Genomic DNA, 17,881 nt, shown 5'->3' with positions numbered 1-17,881 from the left:
AGTGGTTCCTGAAATCAGTGGCGAATGCCTTTACCACGCTCCAGCATTCTGAGAGCGATGAATGCCAGTACGGAGATGAAAACCAGAATCATACCAAGAGAAACAAACGGATTAACGTCTGACACGCCCAGAATGCCGTACCGGAAGCCGTTGACCATGTAGAGGATAGGGTTGGCCATGGATACGCCCTGCCAGAACCCCGGCAGTAAATCGATGCTGTAGAACACGCCGCCCAGATACGTCAACGGCGTCAATACGAACGTGGGCACAATGGAGATGTCATCAAACTTGGTCGCCAACATGGCGTTGATAAAGCCACCCAGGGCAAACAGTGCCGAAGTCAGAAATACCGTCAGAACCATCATTGGCAAGTTGTGGATGGACAGGCGGGTAAACGCCAGTGACAACAGCGTGACAATCAGCCCGATGCCAAGGCCTCGCGCCATGCCACCTGTCACATAGCCGGCCAGGATCACCCAGTTCGGCACCGGCGACACCAGAAGCTCCTCGATACTGCGCTGGAACTTCATGGAGAAAAATGAAGACACCACATTGGCGTAGGAACTGGTGATCACCGACATCATGATCAGCCCCGGCACAATGAAAGACATGTAGTCGAAGCCGCCCATCTCCCCAATTCGGGAGCCGATGAGGTTGCCGAAAATAATGAAATACAGGGTCATGGTGACCGCGGGCGGCAACAGGGTTTGCGCCCAGATGCGGGTAAACCGCCGTATCTCCCGGACAACGATGGTACTAAAGGCGGTGAAGAGCGCTTGTGGAGTCATGCTGCACCCTCCACGGTTTGAGTTGACTCCGCAGCATTCTCTTCGACCATGCGAATAAACAGTTCCTCCAGCCGGTTGGCCTTGGTCCTCATGCTGACCACTTTGATGCCCAACCGTTCAAGCTCCACGAACACCTGGTTGAGCCCCTGCCCTTTCTGCACTTCCACCTCGAGAGCACCTTCTCCGTCCAATCGAGTCGGGAAACCATTCAGTTCAGGCGCGGCATCAAGGGTCTTCTCGGTGTCCAGAACAAAGGTTTCCAGGCTCAGTTGCTGCAGCAGGGCCTTTTTGCTGGTGTTTTTCAGAATCTTGCCGTGATCAATAATGGCAATATTGCGGCAAAGGGCTTCCGCTTCCTCCAGATAATGGGTCGTCAGGATAATGGTGGTGCCCTGACGATTCATTTCTTCCAGAAAGGTCCACATGGACCGGCGAAGTTCAATATCTACGCCAGCAGTCGGCTCGTCCAGGATCAACAGTTTGGGCTCATGAACCAGGGCCCGGGCAATCATCAGACGACGCTTCATACCTCCGGAAAGCATGCGTGCCGGGGTGTCCCGCTTCTCCCAGAGTCCGAGCTTTTTCAGATACTTTTCAGCCGACGCCGAGGCCTGTTTAAGAGGAATTCCGTAGTAGCCGGCCTGGGTGGTGACAATGTCGAAGACCTTTTCGAACTGGTTGAAGTTGAACTCCTGCGGCACAACACCAAGGTTCAACTTGGCATCCGAGAGATGGGTGTCGGTGTCATATCCGAACACCCGCACCTTTCCCGCTGTTTTGTTTACCAGGGAGCAAACAATGCCCAGGGTGGTCGATTTGCCGGCCCCATTGGGCCCCAGCAAGGCGAAGAAGTCCCCCTCGGCGACGTGCAGATCAATCCCCTTGAGAGCCTTGAAGCCGTCACCATAGGTTTTGGTGAGGCCCTCAATTTCCAGTGCATTGGTCATAACTCATCCCGATTCGGTGAAAAACGGCAATGAACGGCCCTCGCCGCCAGCCAGAATTTAGATTGCTATTTATTGTGACAAAGTCGCTGATTTCAAGGCCCTTATCGGCCGGAGGCATCCCCGGACCAATAACGGAAACTGCGACAGGAATCCCGATATGAGGCAAATCACGCCCCTATAATGCGGTTACAACAATTTACAAAAGAGGCTGCTGCACCCCGGGTGCAGGCGCGCTGAAACGAAGGGAATGTACGTTCAACCATGAGATCCGTTCACCGCACCCGACTTACGTTCACCCTGCTGGGCACACTTGCTCTCTCCGGCTGTCTGGATGACGGCGGAGGCTCCGGCGACGACAGGAGCACCGGCCGAGTCAATTTCAATGGTTTTAACGGTCTTTCCTATCAGACTGCCAGTCAGTCCGGCACCACCAACGCAGCGGGAGAATTCCGCTACTACCCCGGCGAAACCCTCACGTTCAGGGTTGGAGACCTGCCGCTGGTTAGCGATGTACCGGCCAGGCAATACGTAACCCTGCTCGAATTTTTCGAGACCACCCGCACAGGGCTGCAAACGCCAATGGTGGATGATGAGGGATTGAGCACCCACACGCTGACTGAGCAAAACGTTCTGGAGAATACAACGCTGATGAACCTGTCCCGGTTCCTGATGCTCCTGAACTGGAGCCAGAATGTTGCTGAGGGCGACGGTATCGATATCCGCGACTGGGTTATTAGGCAGTTGAACGCGGCCCTTCCGGGCCTGACAGCGCCGATTGATTTCAGTGTCAGCGAATCCGAATTCACGGCCAACAACCCGATGTCTCCCGCCAATCAGCTGCTTGCCGCGATCTGTTTTTACCCCGAGGACGATGAACTCTGTGAGGAGCCGCCCACCCAGGAGGAAATCGACAACGCACCGCCACGACCGGAGAATGATGAGGATCGCGATCCTGACATTGAATACAGTGAAGACCTGCAGGCCAAAAAGGACCGAATCGAGAATGCCGTGCGAACCATGGAAGACATTGATTCGGAGGATGCCCAGACCTATCTCACCCGGGAACTCAAGGCGATCAGTACAACCGTCGCAAACCGATATTTCCTGGATGAAGACGTTGCCAGTCATCCGGCCACTGATACAGCTTTGAAGCAGGTTGCGGTTCGGAAAATCTGGGGCGGACTTTCCCTGGCGGAGCTGGAGGCCATCAGCACACGCCCGCAGGATATCCAGATAAATTCAGCCGACTGGCAGAGCGGAGAGGTTGAGTATTTTGTCGCTGGTCCCTCCGGCGGTGAGTCCGAGCTGCTGCTCAGCTTCCGTCCGGAGGATACCTATCGGTGGGTTCGCAAACAGCTGCGAGTGCTTATCCGCTGATCAGGCGCGAGAGGCTCCAGCGTGATTCCACGCCGGTCACGTCGTAATAGGAAGGATCGAGGCCTTCCGTACCGTGCGGCAGACAATCGCGAACCCGCACGGTTTCTGGCGCTTCCTTGCCTTCGTTATATCTGGCCAGATCAATAATTTTGGCTGTTTTCAACGGCCTTGAGGCAGCATCGGTCATTACCATTACCCGCGGCCACAAACGGCGCTCAGGGGAATGGGAAACCACAATACCGCGCTGACCATCGGTCAGCTCGACCAGACTCCCGGTGGGATAGATACCGATCGCCTGGATGAAATTCTCGACCAGGTCCTCCTGGAACTCGATATTGCGCATCTCATAGAGCAGCGTGACCGCTTTTGCCGGTGTCATCGGCTCGGCATGAGACCGGGGCGCTATCAACGATTCGAAAAATTCCGCGATACCGGCAACCTTGGCCAGCAATGGAATCCGATCGCCGCGGACACCCTCCGGAAAGCCGGAACCGTTATGACGTTCCCGATGCCCCTGAACCACACTCAGCACGGCACGGGAGAGCCCGCCGTTTTCAAGCATCCTGACTCCACGGCCAACGTAACTCCGGTAGGTCAGATACTCCTCTGAGCTTAACTGGCCTTCCCGCGCCAGCAACTCGGCAGGCAGCGTGGTCTTGCCCACCTGGGACAGCAGGCAACCCAGGCCCAAATGGTTCAGCAGCCCCTCGTTCAACCCGAGATGGCGTCCACACACCAGGGCCCAGACAGAGGTATTCAATGCATGCCGGTACAGGTAGCTATCGTGGGCACGGGTGCGACTGAGCCACAATAGAGCGTCTGGCTGGCGAACAACGCTACTCACCATTTTGCTGGTGATCGCAGCGATCGGCCGGAGATCGGGCACGCCATCGGCACGAAGTGTCTCGAAAAGCTGATCCAGCGCGCCTTCCATATCGTCAAGCAGGCGCTTTGAGGTTTTCATTTCCTTCTTGAGACTGGTAACGGTTTCATACGTCACTGGCTCGCGAATACTCAGGGGCGGCAACTGGAGTTGCTCCCGCCCACCCCTGCGCTTGCCTTGCAATGTTCCGAAAGCCGGCTTGCTTCCGCCTTTTACCTCTTTGGATTCCCTTGCTTCCGCCACATCGACCAGAACCCATTTGCAGTGGGATACCAGTGCACGAATGTCATCCTGGGACCGGATATGGAAACCCTGAATCGGAAAGGGGGTCTGATGCCATGGCCTGTCCAGATCAGACACGAACATGCCCACTTCCAGATCATGAACTGCGACTTTTTTCTGTTGGACACCCACGGGCCACCTCACACAACAAACTTTTCGATAGCTACCATTCTGACCGAACCGCCGGAAGACACAATTACAATATCGTATCGCCAGGTAACCCAAACGCGACAAAACGTAACGCTAATGTTCAACAGGAAACAAAATGTAGCAACGTGATGGGAGTCACATATCAACGTCAGAAAGTGTCACTCTGCGTCACATACCGATTCATCAAATTCAGGCAATCGGGACCGCATTGAACCCCGCGGCGCCTTCCGGACATAAACCGTGTACGGAACTGATGATGCTCGCAGATAGTCAAGGTTCAGGGCGTCATCACCCTCACCCTCTGCCAAGACGGCAGGGGTACAGGACACCAGCAACTCCAGTTTCCCTTCTATTTCTGCAATACGGGCATCCGGATCCGCCGGATTGATGGACATGCAGCGGGTTGAGCCGCTTGCCGGCTGCCCCGTCTGCGCCACCAGATCCCGGCCCGCTTCGCCACAGGCACGAATACCCTCGCCGCAGGCACTCGCCTCTTCGTCATCGCGGAGGCGCCAGACACGGTCGCTGCACTGGGTTTCCAGCTTCACGGGCGTGGCTTTATCGCCGGCAAACCACCAACCAGGATACTCCGCGCTTTGCCAGGACAGCCGCACGTGTCTTGGCTCACCGGATGAATTCTCAGCCGGAAACATCGCAAAATGTGAGTAATAGCTCGCACAGCCCGATACGGAAACCAGGACAAGGCTTGCAATAATCGGCTTGTAAGCTCTGGAAAAGACTGAAAAGATCATCTGGCTGTTGCATCCCTGACAGCGGTTGGTTGAACACTGCCATTATCCACGGCAGGGGCATTCAATCCGTCTATCAGTCACCATTTTGATCAAACTGGAGGCCGTACCCGTCGTTGGTTTTGCGCACGACCACCATTTCAAGTATCGGTGCTGGAACAGGTAGCCCCTGCACCTGCACGGTAACTGTGTCGCCGAGGTTTGGCGCAAATGGCTCAGTGTCCACAACGATGAAAACACCGCCGTCGGAGATATCGCGGGTCGAGAATATGAACTCGCCGAGCTCCTCGTGAACCACCTTTACTTTCGCACTCATTGCCGTGCGTATGTGCTCTCTTCGATCGTTCCCATCCATTTGAGGATTCCACTACTTTTTGCATAGTTTTTATAGTCTTCCGAAGCATAACACCATTTTCAGAAAAATATGCCAACGGAGAGATTGACTCTGGAGTCAATGGAAATGAGAATGGTTGGCGTTTTTAAAAACTTGCCGATCCTGGCAAAGCAAATTAATACCGGAAACACCCGAAAGGATGGGAATATGCGAATGAAACTGGCTGCTACCGCAGCAATCGCCCTCTCTGCCATGCCCATGGCCGCCTCCGCAGATGGCGAGGTCAATATCTACTCATACCGTCAGGCATATCTGCTCGAACCCCTGCTGAACGCTTTTGAACAGGAAACCGGCATCCAGAGCAACGTGGTCTTTGCCAAACAGGGTCTGGCCGAGCGACTGGAGCGCGAGGGTCGCAACAGCCCGGCAGATTTGGTGATGACCGTTGATATTTCCCGCCTCAACGAGCTGGTAGAACGTGATCTCGTTCAGAACGTCGACAACGAGACTCTGGAAGAGAACATTCCGGAAAACCTGCGCCATCCCGAGGGCAAGTGGTTTGCCCTGACCACCCGCGGGCGCCTGATCTTCGTTTCCAAGGACCGCGTGGAAGAAGGTGAGATCACCACCTACGAACAACTGGCAGACGACAAGTGGAACAACCGTATCTGTACTCGCAGCGGCAAGCACCCCTACAACATCGCCCTGTTCTCCTCCATGATCGCACACCATGGTGAAGCCGAAACCGAGAAGTGGCTGGAAGGCCTGAAAGACAATCTGGCCCGCAAACCCCAGGGTGGCGACCGCGACCAGATCAAGGCTATTGCCGAGGGCGTATGCGACGTCTCCATTGGTAACAGCTACTACTATGGCAATATGCTGCAGGATGAGAACCAGCGGCCGATTGCCGAACAGGTACGGCTTGTATTTCCGAACGCCGAAGGCCGGGGCACTCACGTAAATATCAGTGGTATTTCACTGACCAAGAGCGCGCCTAACCGCGAGAACGCCATCAAACTGATGGAATTCCTGTCTTCACCGAAAGCCCAGCGTATCTACGCTGAGGCAAACACGGAATACCCGGCAAACCCGGAGGTTAAGCCTTCCGGACTGGTTGCCGAGTGGGGTGAGATCAACCCCGACAACCTGTCACTGCAGGAGATTGCAGATAACCGCAATGCCGCAGTCAAACTGGTTGACCGCGTCGATTACGACGGCGAGTAATCGCCAACAGTGAGGGTGGTTTGACCACCCTCACATGCCCTTTGGCGGGCGCTTCCCTCTTCCGGTATGACACCAGTCGTTGCAGGCATCAGGTCAGGTGACTACAATCTGCAGCCTTCAATTGGACAGACTCCACATCCAGGCGCAGGGACACTATGAGCGAGGCCGCAACCAGCGTTAATCCAGGGCTATCCCAGCCCCTGCTGGCTAAGCGTACCTCTCCAAAATGGATGATCAGCGCACTTCTGACCACCGCCATCGTCGCCCTTCCGGTTCTCTCCGTTATTTTTCTGGCGTTTTTTCCCGAAGAGAACATCTGGCCACACCTGATCGAAACCACCCTTCCCCGGTACCTGACAACCACGCTCAAACTGATGATTGGGGTGGGTGCCCTTACCCTGGTTATAGGCCTGGCGTCGGCCTGGGCGGTCACCATGTGCGAGTTTCCGGGTCGCAAATTCTTTGAGTGGGCGATGCTGCTACCATTTGCAGTGCCCGCCTACGTTATTGCCTATGTGTACACAAGCCTCCTGGACTACGCTGGCCCCGTTCAGGGTGCCTTGCGAGACCTGTTCGGCTGGAGCAGTGCCGCAGACTACTGGTTCCCGGAAATTCGCAGCCTCGAAGGCGCCACGCTGATGATCGGGCTGGTCTTGTATCCCTACGTTTACCTTCTGGCCCGCGCCGCCTTTCTGGAACAGTCCCCGTCTCTGTTCGCGGTCAGCCGCAGTCTCGGCCACTCCGCGCTGAGCACGTTCTTCAGGGTGGTTCTGCCCATCGCCCGACCGGCGGTAGCCGTCGGCCTTTCCCTGGTGCTGATGGAAACCCTGAACGATTTTGGTACCGTGGACTTCTTTGCCGTCCAGACCCTGACCGCTGGCCTGTTTGATACCTGGATGAACCTCGGCAACCTCGGCGGGGCAGCTCAAATAGCCACCACAATGCTGATCTTCGTGGTGATCCTGGTTACCCTGGAACGGTATTCCCGCAGACGCCAGCAACAGTTCGCAGCGCGGGACAACCGTGAGCCGATCCAGCGCTTCACCATGTCCTTCCCGCGCCAGATGATTTGCGTAGCGGTTTGCGCCTTACCGGTTCTGTTCGGTTTCGTGATTCCCGGTGCAACCCTCGGGCTCTATGCGTGGGAATACTTCGGTGAAAGCTGGAACCCGGATTTTGTCCGAAACACCTTCAACAGCCTTTTCCTCTCTGGCACGGCAGCCCTCACTACTCTGCTGATTGGTGTTACGCTCGCCTACAGCCGCCGACTGCACAACACTCGCAAAATGCAGGTACTGATGCGCCTTTCCAGCCTGGGCTATGCCATGCCCGGCGCCGTGCTGGCTGTTGGTGTGATTGTGCCCCTGGCAGGTTTTGACAACTGGCTGGATAGCCTGATGCGGGACGTATTCGGAATCAGCACGGGCCTGTTACTGAGTGGCTCGGCCTTCGCCCTGGTGTTTGCCTACACCGTGCGATTCCTTGCCGTTTCGGCCGGTAGCGTGGAGAGTGCGTTGCAGAAGATTACCCCGAGCATGGACATGGCGTCCCGCTCTCTGGGCCACACCCCGGGCAACACCCTGGTCAGGGTTCACTTGCCAATGTTGCGAGGCACATTGGTAACAGCGGCCCTGGTGGTTTTCGTCGATTGCATGAAGGAATTGCCGGCCACCCTGATACTCAGGCCGTTCAACTTCGAGACACTGGCGACCTACGTGTACCAGTTCGCCTCTGACGAGCGCCTGTACCACAGCGCCCTGCCCGCCCTGATTATTGTTCTGGCTGGCATCATTCCGATTATTCTGATGAGCCGCTCAATCTCCAACAGCCGGTCAATTGCCTGACCAGCTCAGAACGTTACCCGGGATTTCACATCCTGAACCACGAACCGCCCCTGGAAAACCGCCACAGGATCCCCCTCAGGCATTGTGTTTGGTTCGCCGCAAAAAACCTCTGCCGTCAGATCCAGCCGTCCCTTGCCATGCCGGGCCAGACTCTTGCGAAAACGTTCCGGTACCTCCTCACCGGGCAGGCGGCAGATCACATAGAAATCGGAAGACACGGGCTCGAGGTAGTCGATATTCCCGCTCTGCACCACCACATTGCCCTTTAAGCCAAGATCCCATAGTGCCAATTCAGTCAGGCCCCAGGCCGCAGTAACCGCCGCAGAGTACACGCTGCCTCCGAACCCCGTACCCTGGTGGTTCTTGTTGGGTTCCAGCGGCGCACTGAGCAGCAGCGAATGGCCATCCCAGGAATGCAATTGAATCCCCAACGCCCGGGAAAGGGGAATTTCGTCCTGGATACGCTTCTGGAAAAGGGACAACTGGCTCATAACATCCTCCTGATATTCATCCAGTTTAGGCCCGCTTTCTCCTTTTCCCTATGCGACTTACGTCGGTTTTCTTCCGGCAAAAAAAGCCCGGCAGAGCCGGGCTATAACATCTTCATTTCGAATCGGGCGTTTTACTGCCAGATAACCGGCTGACGCTGTGCATACCAGTTGTCCACTTGCTCCTGATACGCATCCTCAACCACGTTGCGCTTGAGCTTCATGGTCGGCGTGAGGAAGCTGTTCTCGATCGACCACTCGTCGCTCATTACGGTGATGAACGCCAACTGTTCGTGCGGATCCACGGTCTTGTTCACATCAGCAATCAGCTTCTTGAAGCTTTCTTCGATTTCCTTACGGAAGGCTTCATCCGCCATTTTCGGCCGGGACTCCTCGGCCAGCATCACCAGCGCGTGGGGCTGGGTCTGATTGGCACCGGAGACACACACCATCTCGATGGCATCGTGGGACATCAGACGGTTCTCAATGGGTGCAGGCGCAATATACTTGCCCTTGCTGGTCTTGAAGATTTCCTTGATGCGACCGGTGATCTTGAGCCGGCCCATCTCATCAATTTCACCCTTGTCGCCAGTCTTCAGGAAGCCATCCTCGGTGAAGGTCTCCCGGGTTTTCTCTTCGTCCTTGTAGTAGCCCATCATGGTGGCCGGGCTCTTGATCTGAATCTCTCCCTCCGGGCTGATGCGGGTTTCAACCCCCGGCGCGGACTCACCAACGTAACCGGTTCTTGAGCGCCCTGGCTTGCTCATGTGGGAGTAGGCAAAGTTTTCAGACATGCCATAGCCCTCAAGCAACTCGAGGCCGAGGTTGCGGTACCAGTCCAGAACGTCGCTCGCGAGGGGGGCTGAGCCACTGCCTGCCAGCTTGACCTTGTCCAGACCAAGGCCCTTCAGGATTTTCTTCTTGATCAGTTTGTTGACCACCGGAATCTTCAGCAGCCGGTCCAGCTTCTTCTTCGGCAGCTTCTGGAGCACACCGTGCTGGAATTTCACCCACAGGCGCGGTACCGAGAGGAACAGCGTTGGCTGCGCACGCTGCAAATCCTGCACGAAGGTGTCCAGAGATTCTGCAAAATACAGGTGGAAACCCGCATAGAGCGAGGCCAGCTCAACAAAGGTACGCTCGAACACGTGAGCCAGCGGGAGGTACGACAACATGCGCTCCTCGGAGCTCACACCGAGTACCTCCATGCCGCCCTCTGCCGCATAGGCCATGTTGTAAAAGCTGAGCATGACGCCCTTGGGTTTACCGGTGCTGCCTGAGGTGTAAACGATGGTGGCCAGTTCGTCGGCATCACGCTTAACATTTTCTTCCAGAGGCGGATACTTGGCGACGATATCGTCCCAGGTTTCGAAATCATTGGGAGGGCTCAGCGGGAAGGAGATGCAACGCACGGATTCCGGCACGCCCGGTTTCATCATGTCCCAGTCGTCCAGCTTGCCGACAAACACCACCTCGCACTCGGCGTGGTTCAGGATGTAGTTAACGGTGTCGGCATTCAGGGTGGGATACAGCGGAACGGAAATGTGACCGGCCATCCAGATGGCCCAGTCGGTCATGATCCAGTGGGCGCAGTTCTTGGAGATCAGGCCGATGCGGCTCTTTTCGGGGAGATTCAGCGATTTGAGGTAAGACGCCATGCGCCGCGCCTCATCCACCGCCCGACCCCAGGTGTAGTCGACGGTTTTGCCGTCGCCAATGGGCTGGGTCATGTATACGGAGTTCGCCTTGGCCTTCTCCCAGTGATCAACCATATCCAGGGGAAGCTTGTTTGTTGTGTCCATGGACCTTCCTTGCAGTTCGTTATTCGAGTTATAGATGATTTATTATTAGACTTTCGTAGGGTATTTCAACATAGTATGAGCGGTCAAAACGTGACACAAGCAAAATAATTTCCAACTGCATCTATTGCAACCAAAACGCCGCCACCGGCAACATCCCCTACCCCTTGAACCCCTTGCCTGTGGTAAACTTCCGCCCCTTCAGATTCGCAACATATCAGTTAACCTACCCGGAGATGGGCATATGGCCAAGACAACCCTGCGCACCCTGTTCGGTGCCACCCTGCTGGCGCTGGCAACACTTGTTCAGGCACAGGAACCCCGCGTTGTAGCCATCACACAGATTGTGGAACACCCGGCACTGGACGCCGTCTACCAGGGCATAAAAGATGAACTCGCCGAGCGCGGCTTCAAAGAGGGCGACAACCTCGAAGTGATGCACGAAAGTGCCCAGGGCAACTCTGCCATTGCTTCCCAGATTGCTCGCAAATTCGTTGGTGAGAGTCCCGACGTGATCGTGGCGATTGCAACGCCTTCCGCGCAAACCGTTGCCGCTGCGGCCCGCAATACACCGGTGATTTTCTCCGCTGTGACCGACCCGCTTGGCGCCAAGCTGGTAAGTAATCTGGAGGCGCCTGGCGCCAACATTACCGGCGTAAGCGACATGCTGCCCATCGACAAACACCTGGACATGCTGCAGCGCGTAATGCCCGATGCCAAACGCATTGGCACGGTGTACAACCCGGGCGAAGCCAATGCCGTCTCCCTGGTGGAACTGCTCGAAGAGCGCCTCGCGGCGCGTGGCCTTGAACTGGTAAAAGGTGCTGCCACCAAAACTTCCGAGGTTCTGGGCGCGGCCCGCTCCCTGGTGGGTAAAGCAGACGCCATCTACCTGACCACAGACAATACCGTGATCAGTGCTGCCGAAGCCGTCATCTCTGTTGGTGAGCGCGCCAGCATTCCGGTATTCGCGGCAGACACCGCTACCGTTGAGCGCGGTGCCGTTGCAGCACTCGGGTTTGATTACTACGACCATGGCCGCCAGACCGGCGTGATGGTTGCCCGGGTATTGAATGGCGAGAAACCCGGCGAAATGGCGGTTGAAACCATGGAGAAGCTGGACCTGTTCGTGAACCCGGCCGCCGCAGAGCGCATGGGCATCACCCTGTCAGATGATGTAATCGCAGACGCGAAGAAAGTGATCGACAGCGCCAAGTAATCCCCCTGAACCCAACGGGCGGCCCTCACGAGGGGCTGCCCGTTTTATCATTGGTGATACCCGACCATGCTGAGTAACATCGCTCTTTATGGTGCCATTGAGACCGGACTGATCTACGGCCTGGTCGCCTTCGGCATCTACCTCTCCTTCCGGGTGCTGGATTTCCCGGATCTCACTGTAGATGGCAGCTTTCCCCTCGGTGCTGCCGTTGCCGCCGTACTGATCATTGAAGGCTGGAACCCGTGGTTAGCCACAGGCTGTGCCGTCATGGCCGGCATGGCCGCAGGCGCGGTAACAGCACTGCTGAATGTGAAACTCAACATTCTTAATCTGCTTGCCTCGATCCTGACCATGATTGCGCTCTATTCAGTCAACCTGCGCATCATGGGCCGCCCGAACGTGGCCCTGCTGACCGAAGAAACCGTGCTGACGCCCTGGTACGACCTGGATCTGGCCTACCATCAGGTACCGGTGCTTCTGTTCGTTATTGTGGTCTTTGTTGCCCTTATCCTGCTGTGGCGTTTCATGAAATCCGAAACCGGTCTGGCCATGCGAGCCACTGGCGCCAACGCCAGAATGGCCCGGGCACAGGGCATCGCCACCGGCGCCATGATTGTTCTCGGCGTTGCCGTTTCCAACGGCCTTGTCGGACTTGCCGGTGCGCTCTTTGCCCAGAGCCAGGGTGCAGCCGATGTCACCATGGGCGTAGGGGTGATCGTCATTGGCCTTGCCTCCCTGATTGGCGGTGAAGCCGTGGTGACTCCCTCGACCGTGGTACGCGCGCTCATCGCGTGCGTGGTGGGCGCAATCATCTACCGACTGGCCATTGCCTTCGCTCTGAATGCGGATTTCCTGGGACTGCAGGCCCAGGATCTGAACCTGATTACCGCGGTTCTGGTTACCCTGGCCATCGTTTTGCCCGGCGTACGTTCATCCATTGCCGGCAAACTTTCCCGTAGCAAGGCCTAAGGAGGCGACATGATCAGTGCAACCGATCTCCGGCTTACCTTTGGCAGGGGCACACCGCTGGAAAACCCGGCCCTTCGGGGTATGAGCCTGACCGTTAACCAGGGTGAGTTCGTCACCGTGATAGGCAGCAACGGCGCCGGCAAATCCACCTTTCTGAATGCCCTCGCCGGCGAAGTGCTGGTAGACAGCGGCCAGATCATCGTGGACAACCTGGACGTCACCAAACTGCCGACCCACAAACGGGCCGGCCGTGTTGCCCGGGTATTCCAGGACCCACTGGCCGGTACCTGCGAGGGCCTCAGCATCGAGGAAAACCTCGCCCTGGCCATCAAACGTGGCCAACGCCGCGGCCTCACCAGCGCCGTGAAGAAGCAGTACATGGAAAAATTCAGGGACAGCCTTTCGTCCCTGAATCTGGGCCTGGAAAAACGTCTTGGCGACAAGATGGGCCTGCTCTCCGGGGGTCAGCGCCAGGCCGTGAGCCTGCTGATGGCGAGCCTAACGCCCTCGAGCATCCTGCTGCTGGACGAACACACGGCCGCGCTGGACCCGAAAACCGCTGCATTCGTGCTGGAACTCACCACCAAGATCATCGAAGAGCAGAAGCTCACGGCACTGATGGTAACCCACAGCATGAAGCAGGCACTGGAAGTCGGCAGCCGCACGGTAATGCTGCACCAGGGCCAGGTGGTATTCGATATCGCAGGCAAAGATCGGGAAGGTCTGGAAGTGAAGGATCTGCTCGGGCTGTTTGAAAAGCAGCGTGGGCTGGAAGTGGACGACGACAGCCTGTTGCTGGGCTGATAAAAAAACGGGGCCAGACTGGCCCCCGTTTCCCCTCCGGGCCCGCTTGTTTTTGTCACTTTTCGACCGGAATCGCACAATTCGCTATTGACACCACATCCTCACAAAACCACAACATGTAGTGGTTTTGAACCTTTAGCCCCAAACCGCTGTTTTAGAAAAAATTTCCCGGATTCAAGTCGGTTTTGATTGATTTTCTTTGCCCCGAAGCGTCTATCAATAGTTGCGTTCTTATTCACAGAACACTATATCCTGTTATACTCGTTTCAGATTCAGCCCATATATAGTGGTTAAAAAGAAAACAGGCCCAAGGCCAATCAGACGATTCTCAAGGGGTATGGCGCCGCCGGTATAAGGACTGGCGCCATCAAAAGAAGACATACCGGAAGACAGAGGGTGGAAATGAACGCTAAGGCACAGGCAGTGGTAACGACAATCCCGATGCAGGAAGCCTCGATCGACATCTGGCACAGTAAATATCAGCTGAAGACCAAGACCGGCGAGCCCGTAGACAAGGACATCAACGCAACCTACGAACGTGTTGCCAAAGCCCTTGCCGAGGTGGAAAACAAATCCGTACGCACCCAGCACATGAAGAACTTCATCTGGGCCCTGCAGAACGGCGCCATTCCCGCCGGCCGGATTACCTCCAACGCCGGTGCCGAAGCACACAAGCCGGCAACCTCCACCATTAACTGCACCGTTTCCGGCACCGTTCAGGACTCCATGAACGACATCCTGGAAAAGAACCACGAAGCCGGCCTTACCCTCAAGGCAGGTTGTGGTATCGGTTATGAATTCTCCACCCTGCGCCCGAAAGGCGCGTATGTGGCCGGCGCCGGGGCAACCACCTCCGGCCCGCTGTCGTTCATGGATATCTTCGATCGCATGTGCTTTACCGTGTCCTCTGCCGGTGGCCGCCGTGGCGCCCAGATGGCCACCTTCGATGTGCACCATCCGGACGTGATCGATTTCATCCAGGCCAAGCGTGAAGACGGTCGCCTGCGCCAGTTCAACCTTTCGCTGCTGATCACCGAAGACTTCATCGAAGCCGTACGCAACGGCGACGACTGGCACCTCTCCTTCCCTGTTACCCAGAAGGAAGTGGAAGACGAAAAGCTGGACCTGAGCGACGAGAGCCAGTTCGTATACCGTGATTTCCCCGAACAGAAAGGCTACGTGGTGAACGGGGAAGGCAAGGTTGCCTGCCGCATCTACCGCACCCTGAAAGCCCAGTTCATCTGGGACACCATCATGACCAGCACCTACGACTACGCCGAGCCGGGATTCATCCTGATCGACAAGGTCAACCAGATGAACAACAACTGGTTCTGCGAAGACATCCGCGCCACCAACCCCTGCGGTGAGCAGCCCCTGCCCCCGTACGGCAGTTGCCTGCTGGGCTCGGTGAACCTGACCATGTTCGTGGACTACCCGTTCACCGACAAGGCCAGCTTCAACTACGAGAAGTACCGCAAGGTGGTGGGCATCTTCACCCGCATGCTGGACAACGTGGTAGAGATCAACGGCCTGCCGCTGGCCGAGCAGCGCCACGAAATCACCTACAAGCGCCGCCACGGCATGGGCATCCTGGGCCTGGGTTCCACCCTCGCCATGCTGCGCATGCCCTACGGTTCTGCAGAATCCGTACAGTTCACCGAAGAAGTCGTGCGTGAAATGGCCGTGGAAGGCTGGCGCCAGTCCCTCGCCCTGGCCGAAGAAAAAGGCGTTGCGCCAATCATGGACGACGAGTTCGAAATTACCCCGAAAATGCTCACCAAGTGCCCGCAGCTGTCTGAAGACGGCTACAAACTGGGCGACAAGGTGAAAGGCCGCATCCTGCACGCCAAGTACAGCAAGTACATGCAGCAGATTGCCAACGTGGAACCGAAGCTGGTGGAAGAACTGGCCGACAAAGGTGGCCGCTTTACCCACCACACCTCCATCGCGCCGACCGGCACCATCAGCCTGTCACTGGCCAACAACGCCAGTAACGGCATCGAGCCGAGCTTCTCGCATCACTACGCGCGTAACATCATCCGCGAAGGCCGGAAGACCAAAGAGAAAGTCGACGTATTCTCCTTCGAGCTGCTCGCATATCGTCATATGGTGAACCCGGGCGCCATGCCGTTCTCCGATGACGAGGACAAGAAGCTGCCGGCCTACTTCACCACCTCCGACGATGTAACACCGTCGCAGCACGTGGACATCCAGGCCGCCGCCCAGAAGTGGGTAGATTCCTCGATTTCCAAGACCGCGAACGTTCCGACAGACTTCGCCTACCAGGACTTCAAGGACATTTACCTCTACGCCTACGACATGGGCCTGAAGGGTTGCACCACTTTCCGCTTCAACCCGGAAGCCTTCCAGGGCGTACTGGTTAAGGAAAAAGACCTCGAGAACACATTGTACGAGTTCACCCTGGACGATGGCAGCAAGGTCACCCTCAAGGGCAACGAGCAGGTAGAGTACGACGGCGAAATCCACAACGCCGCCAACCTGTTTGACGCGCTTAAAGAAGGCACCTACGGCAAGTACTGATCCGGGAACCGACACAGGAAAACGAACATGACAGTTAAAATCAGAAACAAAATCGTCGGCTACCGCGTAAAGAAGGTCGACCCCGAAGCTACCGAACACCAGGCACCGGTGCACGCAGAAACCAAGCCCGTTCAGATGAACGAATACATCGAACGGCCGGACTTCCTGCTGGGCACCACCTACAAGATCAAGCCGCCGGTGGCTGAGCACGCGATGTACATCACCATCAACGACATCCTGCTCAACGAAGGCACCGACCACGAAAGCCGGCAGCCGTACGAAGTGTTCATCAACTCCAAGTCGATGGAACACTTCCAGTGGGTCATCGCCCTCACCCGCGTTATCTCTGCGGTATTCCGCAAGGGTGGCGACGTAACCTTCCTGGTGGAAGAGCTGCGTAGCGTGTACGACCCCAACGGCGGCTACTTCAAGAAAGGCGGCGTGTTCATGCCGTCCCTGGTCGCTGAAATCGGCGCCGTGATTGAGAAGCACCTGAAGGCCATCGGCCTGCTGGAAAGCGAGGAAATGAGCGAAACCACCAAGCGCATCCTCGCTGAAAAGCGCGCCGAGTTCGAAGCCAGCCACAGCACGGCCACGAACGACGAAAAAGCCGACGACTACCCACCCAACGCCACCATGTGCGGCAAGTGCAGCACCAAGGCGGTGATTGTGATGGACGGCTGTGCGACTTGCCTCTCCTGCGGCGATAGCAAGTGCGGTTGAGATGATGAGCGGCACTGAGTAACAAGAAGGCCTGGAGTGAGAACTTCGGGCCTTTTTGTTTGGTGGGCAGGAAAAGTCATCGGTTTTATCGAAAAATTGGTGATCTCAGGAAAAGCAGTCGTTGTGATCGTTTTTATAGAAGTTTTGAGGCAAGTTTGGAATTCAAGATATTGAGTTTTTTTGAACTTTTGGTTCGATTGGCAAAGTGGTCATTCTGGATAGTTGGTCGGAAAAATGGTCATCACGACCAATATAAAAATGTTATACATGAGAGGGAACTCAGGTGAGCCTGAAAGATCACTTTGAATTGCTGTCCATATACAACCAATGGATGAATTCCAAAATTTACGAGTCTGCAAGTTCGCTCTCTGCAACAGACTTAACTCAGGATCGCGGGGCTTTTTTCGGCTCTATTCTTGGAACTCTGAATCACATCGTCGTTGGTGACACGATCTGGCTGAAGCGGTTTGCCAACCATCCATCCTGCGTGGGCTCGTTGCAGGAGGTCGCCAACCTTCCAAATCCGACAAGCCTAAGCCAGATAGTGTTTGACGATATTGGTAGCTTATTCGAACATCGGACTTGGCTTGACCGGCAGATTATTAGCTGGGTAGCCGGGTTGCGTATTCCGGCGAACGTGACCGGTCATTCCGGGGATCGTGACCGGTTTGCACACGGCCATCACGCTGGAGTCAGTTTTGTACTCTGAGCGGTCACGATGGGTCAACCGATTCCGTGTTTTGTGCCTTGGCTTTTCTTA

Annotated in this window: 16 protein-coding genes; 9 read left to right on the top strand and 7 right to left on the bottom strand. The window is 56.2% G+C overall.

The features are described from left to right. Positions 1-14 precede the first annotated feature (14 nt). Complete coding sequence (locus AC13E3_RS10465; protein ID WP_014576878.1) at positions 15-788, bottom strand: ABC transporter permease; 774 nt, start codon at positions 786-788, stop codon at positions 15-17. Then, complete coding sequence (locus AC13E3_RS10460; RefSeq protein ID WP_014576877.1) at positions 785-1,735, bottom strand: ABC transporter ATP-binding protein; 951 nt, start codon at positions 1,733-1,735, stop codon at positions 785-787. The genes AC13E3_RS10465 and AC13E3_RS10460 overlap by 4 nt, the downstream gene beginning before the upstream one ends. A 261-nt stretch (positions 1,736-1,996) precedes the next feature. Between AC13E3_RS10460 and AC13E3_RS10455 the strand changes: the two genes are divergently transcribed. Further along, positions 1,997-3,112, top strand: a complete 1,116-nt coding sequence (locus AC13E3_RS10455; protein ID WP_482902033.1) for an organic solvent ABC transporter permease — start codon at positions 1,997-1,999, stop codon at positions 3,110-3,112. Here AC13E3_RS10455 and AC13E3_RS10450 read toward each other — a convergent pair. From AC13E3_RS10450 to AC13E3_RS10440, 3 genes are all read right to left on the bottom strand, one after another. Then, positions 3,102-4,409: a cyclic di-GMP phosphodiesterase gene (locus tag AC13E3_RS10450; RefSeq protein ID WP_053114999.1), complete on the bottom strand. Its 1,308-nt coding sequence runs from the start codon at positions 4,407-4,409 to the stop codon at positions 3,102-3,104. The genes AC13E3_RS10455 and AC13E3_RS10450 overlap by 11 nt on opposite strands. Positions 4,410-4,585: 176 nt before the next feature. Next, the gene (locus AC13E3_RS10445) at positions 4,586-5,179 is read right to left on the bottom strand and encodes a hypothetical protein (RefSeq protein ID WP_008174276.1); all 594 of its coding nucleotides are present in this window, start codon (positions 5,177-5,179) and stop codon (positions 4,586-4,588) included. 73 nt (positions 5,180-5,252) lie between these two features. Beyond that, entirely contained in the window at positions 5,253-5,531 is a 279-nt protein-coding gene (locus AC13E3_RS10440) for a PilZ domain-containing protein (protein WP_008174275.1), read from the bottom strand. Positions 5,532-5,717: 186 nt separating this feature from the next. Between AC13E3_RS10440 and AC13E3_RS10435 the strand changes: the two genes are divergently transcribed. Beyond that, entirely contained in the window at positions 5,718-6,734 is a 1,017-nt protein-coding gene (locus tag AC13E3_RS10435) for a Fe(3+) ABC transporter substrate-binding protein (protein WP_039882044.1), read from the top strand. A gap of 155 nt (positions 6,735-6,889) precedes the next feature. Further along, positions 6,890-8,578 carry an ABC transporter permease gene (locus AC13E3_RS10430; protein WP_008174273.1) on the top strand — a complete coding sequence of 563 codons (1,689 nt, stop codon included), beginning with the start codon at positions 6,890-6,892 and terminating at the stop codon, positions 8,576-8,578. A gap of 5 nt (positions 8,579-8,583) precedes the next feature. Here AC13E3_RS10430 and AC13E3_RS10425 read toward each other — a convergent pair whose 3' ends face one another. Further along, positions 8,584-9,069 (bottom strand): thioesterase domain-containing protein, encoded by a 486-nt coding sequence (locus tag AC13E3_RS10425; protein ID WP_008174272.1) that lies wholly within the window; start codon positions 9,067-9,069, stop codon positions 8,584-8,586. A 131-nt stretch (positions 9,070-9,200) separates the two neighbouring features. Beyond that, the gene (locus tag AC13E3_RS10420; RefSeq protein ID WP_288367919.1) at positions 9,201-10,868 is read right to left on the bottom strand and encodes an AMP-binding protein; all 1,668 of its coding nucleotides are present in this window, start codon (positions 10,866-10,868) and stop codon (positions 9,201-9,203) included. 241 nt (positions 10,869-11,109) lie between these two features. Between AC13E3_RS10420 and AC13E3_RS10415 the strand changes: the two genes are divergently transcribed. The 6 genes from AC13E3_RS10415 (at position 11,110) to AC13E3_RS10390 (ending at position 17,830) form a co-directional block, all read left to right on the top strand. Next, on the top strand, positions 11,110-12,084 hold the full coding sequence (locus tag AC13E3_RS10415) for an ABC transporter substrate-binding protein (RefSeq protein ID WP_008174270.1): 975 nt from the start codon (positions 11,110-11,112) through the stop codon (positions 12,082-12,084). Between the two features lie 66 nt (positions 12,085-12,150). Further along, a complete protein-coding gene (locus tag AC13E3_RS10410; RefSeq protein WP_008174269.1) occupies positions 12,151-13,053 on the top strand; it encodes an ABC transporter permease in 903 nt (300 codons plus the stop codon). 9 nt (positions 13,054-13,062) lie between these two features. After that, positions 13,063-13,857 (top strand): ABC transporter ATP-binding protein, encoded by a 795-nt coding sequence (locus AC13E3_RS10405; RefSeq protein ID WP_092032790.1) that lies wholly within the window; start codon positions 13,063-13,065, stop codon positions 13,855-13,857. Between the two features lie 402 nt (positions 13,858-14,259). After that, positions 14,260-16,398 (top strand): adenosylcobalamin-dependent ribonucleoside-diphosphate reductase, encoded by a 2,139-nt coding sequence (locus AC13E3_RS10400; RefSeq protein ID WP_482902032.1) that lies wholly within the window; start codon positions 14,260-14,262, stop codon positions 16,396-16,398. 27 nt (positions 16,399-16,425) lie between these two features. Then, complete coding sequence (locus AC13E3_RS10395; protein WP_008174265.1) at positions 16,426-17,121, top strand: TSCPD domain-containing protein; 696 nt, start codon at positions 16,426-16,428, stop codon at positions 17,119-17,121. 283 nt (positions 17,122-17,404) lie between these two features. After that, on the top strand, positions 17,405-17,830 hold the full coding sequence (locus AC13E3_RS10390; RefSeq protein WP_273072856.1) for a DinB family protein: 426 nt from the start codon (positions 17,405-17,407) through the stop codon (positions 17,828-17,830). The last annotated feature ends 51 nt before the right edge of the window (positions 17,831-17,881 follow it).

It is taken from the genome of Marinobacter sp. L-80, from assembly GCF_056859395.1.
The sequence above is the reverse complement of the archived record's forward strand: the minus strand, read 5'-3'. Positions and strand labels throughout refer to the sequence as shown.